At 63.9% G+C, this 14,402-nt stretch carries 12 protein-coding genes and 2 pseudogenes; 7 read left to right on the forward strand and 7 right to left on the reverse strand.

The window, feature by feature from the left end; translation table 11 throughout:
* Nucleotides 1-16: 16 nt before the first annotated feature.
* A complete protein-coding gene (locus Q0K06_RS07505) occupies nt 17-838 on the reverse strand; it encodes a putative RNA methyltransferase (RefSeq protein WP_294550671.1) in 822 nt (273 codons plus the stop codon).
* A 145-nt stretch (nt 839-983) separates the two neighbouring features.
* The gene (locus tag Q0K06_RS07510) at nt 984-1,352 is read right to left on the reverse strand and encodes a DUF1622 domain-containing protein (RefSeq protein ID WP_365925064.1); all 369 of its coding nucleotides are present in this window, start codon (nt 1,350-1,352) and stop codon (nt 984-986) included.
* 188 nt (nt 1,353-1,540) lie between these two features.
* Between Q0K06_RS07510 and Q0K06_RS07515 the strand changes: the two genes are divergently transcribed.
* The 6 genes from Q0K06_RS07515 to Q0K06_RS07540 all read left to right on the forward strand — a co-directional run bounded on the left by Q0K06_RS07515 (nt 1,541) and on the right by Q0K06_RS07540 (nt 8,620).
* Complete coding sequence (locus Q0K06_RS07515) at nt 1,541-3,139, forward strand: ATP-binding cassette domain-containing protein (RefSeq protein WP_294550674.1); 1,599 nt, start codon at nt 1,541-1,543, stop codon at nt 3,137-3,139.
* A 157-nt stretch (nt 3,140-3,296) separates the two neighbouring features.
* The gene (locus Q0K06_RS07520) at nt 3,297-4,193 is read left to right on the forward strand and encodes a hypothetical protein (RefSeq protein WP_294550677.1); all 897 of its coding nucleotides are present in this window, start codon (nt 3,297-3,299) and stop codon (nt 4,191-4,193) included.
* Nucleotides 4,183-6,153 (forward strand): methionine--tRNA ligase, encoded by a 1,971-nt coding sequence (gene metG / locus Q0K06_RS07525; protein WP_294550680.1) that lies wholly within the window; start codon nt 4,183-4,185, stop codon nt 6,151-6,153. The genes Q0K06_RS07520 and metG overlap by 11 nt, the downstream gene beginning before the upstream one ends.
* A 672-nt stretch (nt 6,154-6,825) precedes the next feature.
* Complete coding sequence (locus Q0K06_RS07530) at nt 6,826-7,020, forward strand: DUF4177 domain-containing protein (protein WP_294550684.1); 195 nt, start codon at nt 6,826-6,828, stop codon at nt 7,018-7,020.
* Between the two features lie 199 nt (nt 7,021-7,219).
* Nucleotides 7,220-7,987: a TatD family hydrolase gene (locus Q0K06_RS07535; protein ID WP_294550687.1), complete on the forward strand. Its 768-nt coding sequence runs from the start codon at nt 7,220-7,222 to the stop codon at nt 7,985-7,987.
* Between the two features lie 15 nt (nt 7,988-8,002).
* On the forward strand, nt 8,003-8,620 hold the full coding sequence (locus Q0K06_RS07540) for a TatD family nuclease-associated radical SAM protein (protein WP_294550690.1): 618 nt from the start codon (nt 8,003-8,005) through the stop codon (nt 8,618-8,620).
* A gap of 60 nt (nt 8,621-8,680) precedes the next feature.
* Here Q0K06_RS07540 and Q0K06_RS07545 read toward each other — a convergent pair whose 3' ends face one another.
* From Q0K06_RS07545 to Q0K06_RS07560, 4 genes are all read right to left on the reverse strand, one after another.
* Nucleotides 8,681-8,941: a hypothetical protein gene (locus tag Q0K06_RS07545; RefSeq protein ID WP_294550693.1), complete on the reverse strand. Its 261-nt coding sequence runs from the start codon at nt 8,939-8,941 to the stop codon at nt 8,681-8,683.
* An 86-nt stretch (nt 8,942-9,027) separates the two neighbouring features.
* Nucleotides 9,028-9,939: a ribokinase gene (locus Q0K06_RS07550; protein ID WP_294550697.1), complete on the reverse strand. Its 912-nt coding sequence runs from the start codon at nt 9,937-9,939 to the stop codon at nt 9,028-9,030.
* Between the two features lie 90 nt (nt 9,940-10,029).
* On the reverse strand, nt 10,030-10,155 hold the full coding sequence (locus tag Q0K06_RS07555; RefSeq protein WP_294518393.1) for a hypothetical protein: 126 nt from the start codon (nt 10,153-10,155) through the stop codon (nt 10,030-10,032).
* A gap of 171 nt (nt 10,156-10,326) precedes the next feature.
* On the reverse strand, nt 10,327-12,267 hold the full coding sequence (locus Q0K06_RS07560; protein ID WP_294550700.1) for an FAD-dependent oxidoreductase: 1,941 nt from the start codon (nt 12,265-12,267) through the stop codon (nt 10,327-10,329).
* Between the two features lie 977 nt (nt 12,268-13,244).
* On the opposite strand from Q0K06_RS07560, the pseudogene Q0K06_RS07565 reads away from it, so the two are divergent.
* A pseudogene (locus tag Q0K06_RS07565) lies at nt 13,245-13,418 on the forward strand (helix-turn-helix domain-containing protein); the annotation flags it as partial.
* Nucleotides 13,419-13,457: 39 nt separating this feature from the next.
* On the opposite strand, the pseudogene Q0K06_RS07570 reads toward Q0K06_RS07565, so the two are convergent.
* Nucleotides 13,458-14,402 (reverse strand): annotated as a pseudogene (locus Q0K06_RS07570) (ATP-dependent zinc metalloprotease FtsH); the annotation flags it as partial.

Consider the following 14,402-nt stretch of genomic DNA (forward strand, 5'->3'; position numbering starts at 1 on the left):
CGGGGCCGGAGCATGCTCACCGGCGGCGGAACACGTGGATGCGGAAATCGGCCCGGACAGTCAGCTCCTCCAGAGCGGAGAGCCGCTCGCCGCCCTCTTTTGGGGTTTTCCAGTAGTAGGGGGTCATGCGGAACAGGTCGGCCAGGTCCTGTCCGTGCGGCGTAATGACCCGCTCGGCCTTCACAATGTCCAGGTAGTCAAAGCCCTCGTAGAGCACGGCCTCCTCCGGATTCAAATAGGGCCTGTCATAGAGCACTTCCTTCAGCTCCCACAGGTGATCGGCGGCGGGCACCACATAGAGGAACACTCCGCCGGGCGCCAGAACCCGGCAAAACTCCTCCGCCGCCAGAGGGGAGAAGCAGTTGACCAGCAGGTTCACGCTCCCGTCCCGCAGCGGCAGGCGGTAAGCCGAGGCCACGGCGAACTCCACTTTTTTGGTCCGCCTGGCCGCCCAGCGCAGGCAGAACTTGGAGATGTCCACCCCCGCCATGGTCACGCCCCGCCCGGCGGCCGTGAGGGCGTCATGAATCCCGGCGGTATAGTACCCCTCGCCGCAGCCTGAGTCCAGCACCCGGGGCGTGTCCCCGGCGTATTGGAGGACCAGCTGCTCCAGCACTCCCCGCAGGTGGCCGTAGTACCCGGCGGAGAGAAAACGGTTCCGGGCGGCGGCCATCTCCCTGTCGTCCCCGGGGACCCTGGAGTGCTTCCGGTTGGCGGGGAGCAGGTGGACGTACCCCTCCCGGGAAATATCAAAGCTGTGCCCTCTGGGGCAGGCGTAGGCCCCGTTCCCCCGCTCCAGGGGAGAGGCGCACAGGGGGCAGCGGAACATACTCTCCATATAACTCCTCTTTTCCCGCGGCCCTGGGGCCGGGATATGCTGATGTACGCTTTCATTATAGCATGATAAAGCGGGGCGCCGCAAGGCGGGCGCCCCGCACCGGCAAAAACCGGCGGCGGCTCAAAGGTTCACCGCCGTTCTCCCACTATTTCCCGGTCTCCTCTCTGTGGGACGTATGCCCTGCCTCGGGCAGGGCGGCCTCCTCGTTCTTAATCTCCCAGTGAATAAGGAAGGTGAGGGCCGCCCGCAGCAGAATAATGGCCCCCACCAGGGCGATCTCCTTCAGGTCCCGCACCACCACGGTACGGAGAATCTCGCCGCCCAGCTTGAATTCCAGGGCCATGGCCAGGCCCTGGGCCAGCTTGAGGCGGGTCTCCGGGTCCCGCCTGATATAATGCGCCACGCCCAGCACGCCGGACACCAGCAGCACAGCCACGCCCACCCATTCAAACAGCATGATACCCAGATCCACGGCCACTTCCAGCGCCCCATGCAGATACTCCATCCACTCCATGGTTTTCCCTCCGCTTTTCATATTGCCCCTGGAGGAGGCTTTTTGTCATTATACCGGGCGGCGGAAAATTGCACAAGGGATTTCCCGCCGGGCGAGAGATTTTTCCTGCGGTTTCTCTATCCTTTTTCCCTCAAATGTGATACAATGTCTGCCGCGTGTAGATATTACTGTATTTTAAGGAGTGCGACATGATCACTGTTACCGACCTGGGCCTGGCGTACAGCGGCCAGCCCCTTTTCTCCCATGTGGACCTGCAGTTCGTCAAGGGCAACTGCTACGGCATCATCGGCGCCAACGGCGCGGGCAAGTCCACCTTTCTGAAAATTCTCTCCGGCGAGCTGGAGCCCACCAGCGGCGAGGTGTCCATCCTGCCCAACACCCGCATGTCCATCCTCAAGCAGGACCAGAACGCCTATAACCAGTACACCGTCATGGACACGGTCATCATGGGCAACCAGCGGCTCTACGACATCGGCAAGGAGAAGGAGGCCCTCTACGCCAAGGAGGAGATGACCGAGGAGGACGGCATCAAGGCCTGCGAGCTGGAGGAGGAGTACGCCGAGCTGGGCGGCTGGGAGGCCGAGAGCGACGCATCCCGCATCCTCCAGGGCCTGGGCATCCCCGTGTCCATGCACTACGACGTGATGGAGAATGTGGACGGCCGTCTGAAGGTGAAGGTGCTGCTGGCCCAGGCCCTGTTCGGCAACCCGGACATCCTGATGATGGACGAGCCCACCAACAACCTGGACATCAACGCCATCAACTGGCTGGAGGACTTCCTGCTGGACTTCCCCGGCACTGTTATCGTGGTCAGCCATGACCGCCACTTCCTCAACACCATCTGCACCCACATCGTGGACATCGACTACAACAAGATCAAGATGTACGTGGGCAACTACGACTTCTGGTACGATGCCTCCCAGCTGATGCAGAACCTGATGAAGAACCAGAACAAGAAGAACGAGGAGAAGGCTCAGGAGCTCAAGGAGTTCATCTCCCGCTTCTCCGCCAACAAGTCCAAGAGCAAGCAGGCCACTGCCCGGCGCAAGCTGCTGGAGAAAATCACCCTGGAGGAGATCCCCGCCTCCTCCCGCCGCTATCCCTGGGTGGCCTTCAGCCCCGACCGTGAGGTGGGCAAGGACATCCTCTTCGTCACCGACGTCAGCAAGACCATCGACGGCGTGAAGGTGCTGGACCACGTCAGCTTCATCGTGGGCCACGGGGACAAAATCGCCTTCGTGGGCGACAACGAGAACGCCCACACCGCCCTGTTCAAGATCCTGGTGGGAGAGATGGAACCCGATGAGGGCACCGTGAAGTGGGGGCAGACCGCCACCTTCTCCTACTTCCCCAAGGACAACACCGAGTTCTTCCAGGACTGCGACGACAACCTGGTGGAGTGGCTGCGGCAGTGGTCCTCCGACCCCCACGAGGCCTATCTCCGGGGCTTCCTGGGCCGGATGCTCTTCTCCGGCGACGACGTGTACAAGCCCGTGAAGGTGCTCTCCGGCGGCGAGAAGGTGCGCTGCATGCTCTCACGGATGATGCTCTCCGGCGCCAATGTGCTGCTGCTGGACCAGCCCACCAACCACCTGGATCTGGAGTCCATCGCCGCCGTCAACAACGGTCTGGAGGCCGTCAAGTGCAACGTGCTGGTGTCCTCCCACGACCACCAGCTGGTCCAGACCGTGTGCAACCGTATCTTTGACTTCACCGGCGACGGCAAGCTCATCGACCGCAAGATGACCTACGACGAGTACCTGGAGTCCATGGCCGCCAACGGCTGACCGGAGCCTTCCCCGGCGGGGGAAGGTGCCCCAGAAGGGGGCGGATAAGGGCCCCCGCGCCGGTCCGGCCGGAAAAAAACGGTGCAAATTTCCTTCTTTTGTGATATACTGCTATATTAGCTATCATCTTTATTTTCCTGAGTGAGGTCTTGCCGCAATGCGAAAAGAGATTGTCCTCCCGTCCCTGGCGGTGGGCGGGGGTATCGTGGGACTGCTCCTCCGCCGCTGGGAGCTGTCCACCGCCTTTGAGGCGGACACCGGTCTGGTCACCCCCAACATGCCCTCCACCTGGGCGCTGATCATCTGGTCGGCGGTGCTGGCGGTGGTGTTCATCCTGCTGTGCCGGGGCAAGCACCGCCCCTTCCACGGCGGCTATGACGCCGCCTTTGCCGCCAAGGGCAACACGGTGTACGTCACCGCCATGGTGCTGAGCGGCTTTCTGTTGCTGGCCTCGGCGGTGCTCAACTACATGGGCATCCCCGCCGCCTATGCCGAGGCGGTGGCCGCCGCCCGGGCGGGCAACGCCCAGGGCACGCCCCTGTTCAACGTGCTGCCCCGGGCCATTCTGGGCCTGCTGTCCGCCGTCTCCTTCTTCTGCGTACTCTCCACCGGCAGGAACAACTACCGGGGCGAGGGCAAGGGCAAATTCAGCTTTCCCCTGCTGGCCCCGGCCTACATGGGCTGTATCTGGCTCATCGCAGCCTACCAGGTCCGGGCCGGGGACCCGGTGCGGCAGGACTATATCTACGAGCTCTTCGCCATCATCGCCTCCCTGCTGGGGCTGTACTTCACGGCGGGCTTCTCCTTTGAGCGGGCCAAGGTGTTCCGCTCCGCCCTGTTCTCCCTGCTGGGCGTGTACTTCTCTCTGGTGACCCTGGCCGACGGCCACGACCTCTATGTGGTCCTGCTCTACGGCTTCTGCATTCTCAACCTCACCGCCAACGTGACGGCGCTCCTGGCCAACGACGCCCGGCCCGAGCCCAAGGTCCGGCCCGCCCGGCAGGAGGAAAACCCCGAAGATTCTGAAACGGAGGTATCCCCCGATGAGCAATAAAGGAAAATTCTATATCACCACCCCCATCTACTACCCCTCGGACAAGCTCCACATCGGCCACGCCTACTGCACCGTGGCCACCGACGTGATGGCCCGCTACAAGCGTCTGACCGGCTACGACGTCATGTTCCTCACCGGCACCGACGAGCACGGCCAGAAAATTGAGGACAAGGCCAGAGAGGCCGGCGTCACCCCCAAGCAGTATGTGGACAACATTGTGGAGGGCCCCCGGGGCGTGCTGGACCTGTGGAAGCTGATGAACATCTCCAACGACCGCTTCATCCGCACCACCGACGACTACCACGAGCACGCCGTGCAGAAGATTTTCCGCCAGCTCTACGAGCAGGGCGACATCTACAAGGGCACCTACAAGGGCAAGTACTGCAAGCCCTGCGAGAGCTTCTGGACCGAGAGCCAGTTGGTGGACGGCAAATGCCCCGACTGCGGCCGGGAGGTGCAGGACGCCGAGGAGGAGGCCTATTTCTTCCGTCTGAGCAAGTACGCCGACCGCATCCGGGACCTGCTGGAGAACACCGATTTCCTGGAGCCCCGCAGCCGGGTCAACGAGATGATCAACAACTTCATCAAGCCCGGCCTGGAGGATCTGTGCGTGTCCCGCACCAGCTTCACCTGGGGCGTGCCTGTGGACTTTGACCCGGGCCATGTGGTATATGTGTGGATTGACGCCCTGTCCAACTACATCACCGCCCTGGGCTACGACAACGACAAGTACAACGACTACGACAAGTACTGGCCCGCCGACGTCCACTTTGTGGGCAAGGAGATTGTCCGCTTCCACTCCATCATCTGGCCCGCCATCCTGATGGCCCTCAATCTGCCCCTGCCCAAGAAGGTGTTCGGCCACGGGTGGCTCCTGCTGGACGGCGGCAAGATGAGCAAGAGCAAGGGCAACGTGGTGGACCCCTACCTGCTCTCCGAGCGGTACGGCGTGGACGCCCTGCGGTTCTTCCTGCTGCGCACCTTCCCCTTCGGCTCCGACGGCAACTTCTCCAACGAAGCCCTCATCGGCACCATCAACACCGACCTGGCCAACGACCTGGGCAACCTGCTCAGCCGCACCGTGTCCATGGTGGGCAAGTACTTTGAGGGGGGCACCCTGCCCGCCGGGCAGGCCGCCGACGCCCTGGACGACGAGCTCATCGCCCTGGCCTCCGGCCTGCGGGACAAGTACGAGGCCGCCATGGAGCGCTTTGCCTTCCAGGACGCCCTGAGCGAGGTGTTCAAGCTCATCTCCCGGGCCAACAAGTATATTGACGAGACCGCGCCCTGGGTGCTCTCCCGTGACGAGGCCAACAGGCCCCGCCTGGCCCGGGTGATGTACAACCTGCTGGAGAGCCTGCGTATCTCCGCCGTGCTGCTCACCCCCTTCATGCCCGGCACCGCCGCCGAGATTCTCCGGCAGATCGGCGCCTGCCCCTGCTGCTCCGACTGGGAGAGCGCCGGAAAGTGGGGCGCTCTGTCCGCCACCGTCACCGTCACCCGGGGCGGCAACCTGTTCCCCCGCATCGACGTGGAGAAGGAGCTGGCCGCTCTGGAGGAACTGGAGGCCCAGGCCCGCAAGGCCGCCCTGCCCGCTGTGGAGGTAGAGCCCTTCCTTGAGGAGCAGGTGGACTTTGACACCTTCTGCAAGAGCGATTTCCGGGCTGTGAAGGTAAAGGCCTGCGAGAATGTAAAGAAGAGCAACAAGCTGCTCAAATTCACCCTGGATGACGGCTCCGGCACTGACCGTCAGATTCTCTCCGGCATCGCCATGTACTACAAGCCCGAGGAGCTGGTGGGCAAGACCCTGGTGGCCATCATCAATCTGCCTCCCCGCAAGATGATGGGCCAGGAGAGCTGCGGCATGCTGATTTCCGCCGTCCACACCGAGCACGGCGAGGAGAAGCTTCACCTGCTCATGGTGGACGACGCCATCCCCGCCGGCGCCAAGCTCTGCTAAAGCGTCCGAGCCGTCGCGAGCAGCGCGGATGGACCGGACCGAGGGCGCGAAACCAAAGTGCCGCACAGCGGCACTGTTTCAAGCCCGAGCGGGAGGGAAGCCGCGCGTCGCGCGCAGGCGAGGCGTGATTCGCCAAAGCGTCCGAGCCGTCATGCGCCGCCCGGAGGAACCGGGGCCCCCGGGAAAGCGCAAAGCGCTTTTCCGGGGAGAGGACGAGCAGCGGAGTGAGCGAGCCTTGGCATTTATGCCGGGGCGAGTGATACGCAGCTTGCGAGGACGACGCGAGGCGTGATTCGCCAAAGCGTCCGAGCCGTCATGCGCCGCCCGGAGGAACCGGGGCCCCCGGGAAAGCGCAAAGCGCTTTTCCGGGGAGAGGACGAGCAGCGGAGTGAGCGAGCCTTGGCATTTATGCCGGGGCGAGTGATACGCAGCTTGCGAGGACGACGCGAGGCGTGATTCGCCAAAGCGTCCGAGCCGTCATGCGCCGCCCGGAGGAACCGGGGCCCCCGGGAAAGCGCAAAGCGCTTTTCCGGGGAGAGGACGAGCAGCGGAGTGAGCGAGCCTTGGCATTTATGCCGGGGCGAGCGATACGCAGCTTGCGAGGACGACGGGCCGCCCGCTTTGTTTTCCACATCATCCGCTGAAGAAGTGGAAAAAGAGAGGAGGATATCCATGTACCGCTACGAATATGTGCCGCTGTACACCGGCGGCGGCTTCTGGATGAACAACAGCGACAGCCAGCACCGGGAGATTATTGACCGGTACGCCGCTCAGGGCTGGCGGTATGTGGGCTATATCCCCACAGAGTTCACCGGCAACGGCGGCACCAAAGCCATCGATCTGATCTTTGAGCGGGAAGCGGACTGAATCAAACAGAACGCGCCCCCGGCGGAATTCTCCGCCGGGGGCGCGTTTTTTGTGGAAAACAGATTCACCCGGCCTTGGTCAGAAACCGCTTGCTGCTTCCCGGCCGACATCCCCGGGAGCTGGAGATCGGCCAGCCTTGCAAATCCCCCTGGAAAGGGATATCATAGAGATAGAAAACCTGTCGATAAGGAGAGCATCTATGTATTTCGACACCCACGCCCACTACTATGACAACGCCTTTGACGCCGACCGGGACGCCATTGTATCCGCTCTGCCCGCCGCCGGTGTGGAGCTGGCCCTGTGCCCGGGCTGCGATCTGGAGAGCTCCCGGCAGTCGGTGGCCCTGGCGGAGCAGTACCCCCACCTGTACGCCGCCGTGGGCTTCCACCCCGAGAATCTGGAGGGGGCCTCCCTGGACCAGCTCTCGGAGATCGAGGCCATGGCTGCCCACCCCAAGGTGAAGGCCATCGGGGAGATTGGCCTGGACTACTATTGGGAGAAGGACCCCGGGAAGCGGAAGATGCAGCGGGACTTCTTCTCCGCCCAGCTCTCCCTTGCGGAGAGGCTGGACCTGCCCGCCATTGTCCACGACCGGGAGGCCCACAGGGACAGTCTGGACATGGTGCGCGCCCATCCCAATGCCCGCGGGGTGTTCCATTGCTACTCCGGCGGCGTGGAGGACGCCAAAACCCTGGTCATTATGGGCTGGATGGTATCTTTCACCGGGGTCATTACCTTCAAGAACGCCCGCCGGGCCCTGGAGGTCATTGAGTGGCTGCCCATGGACCGGATTATGATTGAGACCGACGCGCCCTATATGGCCCCCGAGCCCTACCGGGGCAGGCGAAACGACTCCCGGTATGTGTTCCGCATGGCCGAGGCCATCGCCCAGGTGAAGGGCCTGACCGCCGAAGAGGTGGGGCGCATCACCACGGAAAACGGCAAGCGATTTTTCAACATTCCCTGACAGGAGGCGAACTGTATGGAGACCATCACCTATGAGTACGAGGGCGGGCTGTATGTGAACCTGACCAACCGCTGCGACTGCAACTGTGTGTTCTGCCTGCGGCACAACGGCCACAAGGGCAGCATCTACGCCGACGACCTGTGGCTGGACCACGAGCCCACCCGGGAGGAGGCTCTGGCCGACTTTCTGCGCCGCGACCTGCCCAGCTACCGGGAGATTGTGTTCTGCGGCTTCGGCGAGCCCATGTACCGCTGGGACGACATCGCCTGGCTCATTGACGCCCTGAAGGCCAGGTGCCCCAACCTGCCCCCGGTGCGCATCAACACCAACGGCCACGCGGCATTGTTCCTGGGCCGGGACGTGACCCATGAGCTGTCCGGCCGGGTGGACACGGTGTCCATCTCCCTCAACGGCTCCACGGCGGAGGAGTACTGCGCCGTCACCCAGCCCAAGGACGGCCCCGCCGCCTGGAAGGCCATGCTGGACTTTGCCGCCCGGTGCCGGGAGTATGTGCCCCACGTGATCATGACTATCGTAAACAAGGACAAGACCCCGGAGGAGATTGAGCGGTGCCGCCGTCTCACCATGGACCTGGGGGTCACCCTGCGGGTGAGGACCTATATCCCCGACTGAACTCCTCTCTGCGCACAAAGCCGCCCCGGCGGGCCTTGGCCCGCCGGGGCGGCTTATTTTTTATTGTCCGCCGTCTGTGCCGGCGTCCTCCGGCTCTCTGCCGGCTGCCGTGGCTTCCTCCTGAATCCACTCCCGGAAGGCCTGCACCACCAGAATAGCCAGGCCAGTCACGGCCATGGCGGCCAGCAGCAGGAACACCGGTAGATCACTGCCGCCGAGGTACCAGGTCAGGGGCCCGCTGCCTCCAAGATGAATCAGCGCCTCGGCCACCGTCCACAGTCCGGCGGAGAGCAGCCCGCCCAGAAAGAGGCAGACACCCAAAACCGTTTTTTTTCATCCTATCACCTCCAACTCATGCACATTCCGCATCTCAGTTCCCGCCGCCGGGACAGCTGCTCTTTCCCTATTCAGGGGGCAGGGGAGGCCGTGAGGGCGTCCCTGACAGCGTCCACCTCGGCCATGGTGGGGATGGAGGGGGCGGCCCCAGGCCGGGACACCGCCAGAGCTGAGGCCAGGGAGGCATTCTCCAGGCAGCGGGGGATGTCCTCGCCTCTGGCCAGGGAGGCCAGGAAGAAGCCGGTGAAGGTGTCTCCGGCGGCGGTGGTGTCCACCGCCTGCACCTTGTAGGCCCCGTGGGAGTAGGTGTGCGCCCTGTCCCGGTACACCACGCCCCGCTGGCCCAGGGTGAGCACCACCCTGGCATGGGGCCAGCGGGTGAGCAGGGCGTCCAGGATGGCCTTCGGCTCGGTCTCGCCGGTGAGGGCCTGGCCCTCCACCTCGTTGATGAGGAAGAGGGACACCTGTTCAAAGGGAAACTCCTCCAGCAGCCCCCGGGTGATGGGAGAGGGGTTGAACACCAGGGGAATACCCAGCTCGCCGCAGCGGCGGGCCAGATAGCTGATATTGCTGATTTCGTTCTGGGTGAGCACCATGTCCTCCGGCCCGAAGCGGGAGAGCACGCTGTCCATGTATTCCGGCGTGACGGCCTGGTTGGAGCCGCCGTAGATGATGATGTTGTTCTGGCCGGAGGGGTCCACCTGGATGATGGCGTGGCCGGTCATCTCGGCGGACACGCCCAGATGCTCCAGCTTCACTCCGCTCTCCCGGAGCATCTGCTCCAACATCTCGCCGCCCTTGCCCAGCATGCCGGCGTGGTAGGTCTCCGCCCCGGCCCGGGCCAGGGCCACCGACTGGTTGAGCCCCTTTCCGCCGCAGAAGTGGTCCAGCCTGCGGGCGGAGATGGTCTCGCCCGGCCGGACGAAGCGCTCCACCTGATACACGTGGTCCACATTCATGGAACCGAAATTCAGCAGCCGCATGGCCATTCCTCCCTGTTGTTTCCGCCCGGTTGCGGCGTTTTCTTTTTTATATTATAGCCTGAACCGGGGCAGAATGGCAAGAGGCCGCCCTCAGGCAGCCTCCTCGGCCAGCTCGGCCAGGGCTTCCCGCTCGCTGTCGGCGGAGAAACGGAAACGCCCGTAGGCGTCGTACACCTCCACATGACCACGGACCCAGCGCATGGAATACTCATTCATAACCGGACGCTCCTTTCTGTGTGCCCCGCCTTGGCGGGCTGTCTGTTCTTTTCCTTACAGGCACAGTATAGCAAACAATTAGTCCTATAAACCGGACTTTTGGGACCGGCGCAAAAAAACTTCCCCGGACGGAGGTCCGTCCGGGGAAGGGGAATTTTGGGGGGAACAGGCTTACTCGCCCAGCACGGCGGCGGCCGCGTTGGCGCCGGCCAGACGGCCGGAGGTCAGGGCGAAGCCCAGTCCCACGCCCTCAACGTTGACGTAGGCGGCCACGCTGACGCCGCTGCAGTTGTTGCCGGTGGCGTACAGGCCCTGGATGGGGTTCATGTCGTCATCCACCACCTGGAGCTCGTTGGTCACATTCACGCCGCCCAGGGCGCCCAGCACGGCGTTGTAGCCCTTGGTGACGTAGAAGGGGCCCTCCTCCACGGAGTAGACCAGGCTGTCGGCGCTCTTGAAGAACTCCTCGTCATAGCCGTTTGCCACGTAGGTGTTGTAGCGGGACACGGTGTCCTTCAGGGTGTCGGCGTCGCAGCCGATGAACTCGGCCACCTCGTCCAGGGTCTGGCACACCTTGCCGTCGCCGCTCTCGGTCAGCTTCTCAAAGTCGCTGGCAAACACATCGGGGTCCACGATGGCGTGGTAGATGGTCCGCTCGCCGTCCTCGCCGATAATGCCGAAGCGGTCCCAGTAGTGGACCCAGGTGCCGGTGTTCTCATAGGAGCTGTCGCACCAGCGGTCCACGGTGGCCTGGTCCACGATGGTGTAGGCGTAGCCGCCCTGGGCCAGCACGGCGCTGGAGAACTCCACGGTGTCCTTCAGCAGGTCCTCGTTCATGAAGCGCTGACCCAGGTGGTTGACCCACAGGACAGGGGTATTCAGGGTCAGCTGCTCGGCCACCTCGATGTTGGCGGTCTTGGTGCCCACGCCGTGGTTCATGGTGAGCAGCTCGCCCTGGGCGGCGCCCACGTCGTACATCATCTGCAGGCCGGAGCCGTCGTTGCCGCCGATGACGTTGACGGTGTCATACACCTTGTCGCCCAGGGCCTGGCGCATCATCTCCTCGTTGCCGGCGAAGCTGCCGGTGGAGACGATGACCGCGCCGGCGTTGACGGTCAGGGTGCCGCCGTCGGCCTTGGTGCACACGGCGCCCACCACGGCGCCGGTGTCATCGGTGAGCAGGCTGGTGGCGGTGGTGTTGTAGCGGATGTCCACGCCGTTGTCGTCCAGCGCCTGACCCAGGTAGGTGAAGGGGTCGGCGTTGTTCCAGCGGTGGTAGATGATGGTCTCGCCAAAGTGGGCGATCTGCTGGGCGGTCTTGGACAGGTAGACCTTCACGCCCTTGTCCAGCAGGTACTCCACCGTGTTCTTGGCCTCGCTGACAAAGGTGCGGATGAGCTGGGCGTTGGCCAGCTGGTTGCTCTGGTCCATCAGCTTCTCGTACCAGTACTCCTCGTTGGAGCCCAGGTCGTCGCCGTAGCGCTCGTACTGGAGGGAGGTGCCGATGGCGAACATGCCCTGGGCGGCGTTGCCCATGCCGCCCAGCACGCCGGTGCTCTCCACGCCCACCACATTGGCGCCTGCCTCGGCGGCGCTGAGGGCGGCCATGGTGCCGGAGGCGCCCATGCCGATGACCAGCACGTCGGCGGTGACCTCCTCGTCCTCTCCAACGGGAGTCTCTTCCTCCTCCACGGTCATGCCGGCCTGCTCCATGGCGTCCTTGGCGGCGGCCATGACCGCCTTGCTGGTGACGGTGGCGCCGGACACGCCGTCAATGTTGGGGCTCTGGGCGTCCAGAATGGCCTGGGCCAGATCGGGCAGGGCGGCCTGACCCACGCTCTCGGTCTCACTGTCGCCCACGGCGTCCACGGCGGTGATGACGCCGCCGGACACGGTGATGGTCACGCTGACCTCACCGCCGAAGCCCTCGGCGGTGCCGGTGTAGGTGCCGTCGGTCACGCCGCCGGTGGGGGTCTGAGACGCCTCTTCACTGGCGCTGGGGGAAACAGAGGGTGTGGTCTCCGTCTCCTGGTTGGTGCAGCCCCCCAGAACAGCGGTCAGCATGGCGCCGCACAGCGCCAGGGACAGCAGCTTCTTTATTGTTCCTTTCATCTCATAATCCTCCTTGGTATCACGGGATGTGCCGGAAGGACCCATTCCGGCACGCCCCACCGGGCCTGAATGTGGGAGCGCAGGTCTGCCGGCTCGGTTTTCGTTAAAAGATTATCACATCCCTATTTCGTCAACAATTGACACATGTTGTGCCAAAAGTGTCTTATTTTTGGATTTCACCCCGGGCGCTCTTGTGGCTGGCCGCGAAAAAACGGTATAATAATATCCGGTAAAACCTGAAAGCAGGGAGGAAATGGGGCCATGGCGCAGCGGGGAGAATGGAATCCAGTTCTGGCGGGACTGGCGGAGGGGCCGGTGGAGGCTGGGGGCGTGAACCTGGCCGCGGAAGGACCGGGCGCGTACCCCGGCGGCCATTTTCTGCTCCTCTTTACCCCGGAGAGCGTGCGGCTGTGTCTGCGCAGTAAGCGGACCATCCCCCTGACACCCGGCAGCTTTCTGTTGCTGCGCAGCCGGAGGGGGTATCGGGTAGAGGATGGGCGGGTGCTGACCCTGCGCTATCCGGCCGCTTTCTTTGACGGGCTGCTTTTCAGCCAGCTGGCCGACTGCCGGATTCTGTTTGACATGCTGCGGCTGGAGGACCCGGAGGAGGAGTTCCTCTGCTTTGACTACCGCACAGTGGACCCGGTGTGGAGCTGCGCCCTGGCCCTGTGCCGGGAGCTGCTGACCGGGGACTGCTTCACCCCCAAGCTGCTCCACTGCGGCACAACCCAGCTCTTCACCCTGCTCCAGAGGGGATTTCAGGGGCATCTCTCGGTGAGCCGCTCCACCATGCTGCGGGACAATCCCTTCGGGCAGCTGCTCAAGTACATGGGGGACCACTACGACACCGTCACCCTGGCCGATCTGGCCCGCCGGTTCAACTACAATCCCAGCTATCTCTCGGCCTATTTCCGCCGGGTCACCGGCGAGACTTTTAGCCAGAAGCTCTACCACATCCGCATGGGCAGGCCCTCTGGGCCCTGGAGCACACCGACCGGGCGGTGCAGGACATCAGCCAGTCCCTGGGCTTCCGGGAGAAGAGCTACTTTCTTCGCCGGTTCAAGGCGGAGTACGGCTGCACGCCCACCCAGTACCGCAGCCGCCTGGGCAAGGCCAAAAAAGAAGAAAAAAACAGCGGGACATCCGGTTAATTCCGGGTGTCCCGCTGTTTTTGCTTTTATTTGGTGCGCTTACTCCTTCTCCTCCGGCGTGCCCCCGTCAGGAGCGGGCACGTCGATATCGCTGGGGGATGTCCGCTTGCCCTCAGGGGTCAGCTCTCCCCGCTGGCGGCGGATGGAGGGCACGTCATCCATGCGGCTCTTGATGCGGCCGTCCGGCTCCCGGAGGGCGTCCGGGTCGGTAAAGACCTGCTCGAAGGCGGCGGCGTCCATGGTCTCGTTCTCCAGCAGGTACTCAGCCGTCAGCTCCAGCTGGGCCCGCTGCTCGGTGAGGATGTCCTTGCATCGGGCGTAGGCTTTATCGATGATGGCCTTGACCTCCTGGTCGATAAGGTCGGCGGTCTCCTCGGAGTAGCTCTTGGCCTGGGCCATGGAGCGGCCGATGAAGATCTCGTCGTGGCCGGAATCAAAGACCACGCTGCCCAGCTTTTCGCTCATGCCGTACCGCATGACCATGTTGCGGGCGATGGAGGAGGCCCGCTGCAGGTCGTTGCCCGCGCCGGTGGAGATGTCCCCCAGCACCAGCTGCTCCGCCACCCGGCCGCCCAGCAGGGAGGCGATGCGCTCCTCCAGCTCGGTGCGGGAGAGGAAGCTCTTGTCCTCCTGGGGCAGAGAGATGGTCATGCCGCCGGCACGGCCCCGGGGCACGATGGTAATCTGGTGGACCGGGTCGGCGGTCTCCAGGGCGTGGCTGACAATGGCATGGCCGGCCTCGTGGTAGGCGGTGAGCTTCCGCTCCCGCTGGATGACCACCCGGCTCTTCTTCTCCGGCCCGGCGATGACTTTGATCACCGCCTCGTGGAGGTCCGGCATGGTGATGAACCGCTCTCCCCGGCGGGCGGCCAGCAGAGCGGCCTCGTTCATCAGGTTCTCCAGGTCGGCGCCGGTGAAGCCGCCGGTGGCCCTGGCCACGTCCTTCAGGTCCACATCCTCGGCCAGGGGCTTGTTGCGGGCGTG

The sequence above is a fragment of the uncultured Pseudoflavonifractor sp. genome, assembly GCF_944387805.1.
Classification (GTDB): domain Bacteria; phylum Bacillota; class Clostridia; order Oscillospirales; family Oscillospiraceae; genus Pseudoflavonifractor.

Excerpts from the sequence above, each read along its gene's own strand:
- Q0K06_RS07515 (WP_294550674.1), top strand. The coding sequence starts at position 1,541 with ATGATCACTGTTACCGACCTGGGCCTGGCGTACAGCGGCCAGCCCCTT.
- Q0K06_RS07520 (WP_294550677.1), top strand. The coding sequence starts at position 3,297 with ATGCGAAAAGAGATTGTCCTCCCGTCCCTGGCGGTGGGCGGGGGTATC.
- Q0K06_RS07510 (WP_365925064.1), bottom strand. The coding sequence starts at position 1,352 with ATGGAGTGGATGGAGTATCTGCATGGGGCGCTGGAAGTGGCCGTGGAT.
- Q0K06_RS07505 (WP_294550671.1), bottom strand. The coding sequence starts at position 838 with ATGGAGAGTATGTTCCGCTGCCCCCTGTGCGCCTCTCCCCTGGAGCGG.
- Q0K06_RS07550 (WP_294550697.1), bottom strand. The coding sequence starts at position 9,939 with ATGCGGCTGCTGAATTTCGGTTCCATGAATGTGGACCACGTGTATCAG.
- metG (WP_294550680.1), top strand. The coding sequence starts at position 4,183 with ATGAGCAATAAAGGAAAATTCTATATCACCACCCCCATCTACTACCCC.
- Q0K06_RS07555 (WP_294518393.1), bottom strand. The coding sequence starts at position 10,155 with ATGAATGAGTATTCCATGCGCTGGGTCCGTGGTCATGTGGAGGTGTAC.
- Q0K06_RS07530 (WP_294550684.1), top strand. The coding sequence starts at position 6,826 with ATGTACCGCTACGAATATGTGCCGCTGTACACCGGCGGCGGCTTCTGG.
- Q0K06_RS07535 (WP_294550687.1), top strand. The coding sequence starts at position 7,220 with ATGTATTTCGACACCCACGCCCACTACTATGACAACGCCTTTGACGCC.
- Q0K06_RS07540 (WP_294550690.1), top strand. The coding sequence starts at position 8,003 with ATGGAGACCATCACCTATGAGTACGAGGGCGGGCTGTATGTGAACCTG.
- Q0K06_RS07560 (WP_294550700.1), bottom strand. The coding sequence starts at position 12,267 with ATGAAAGGAACAATAAAGAAGCTGCTGTCCCTGGCGCTGTGCGGCGCC.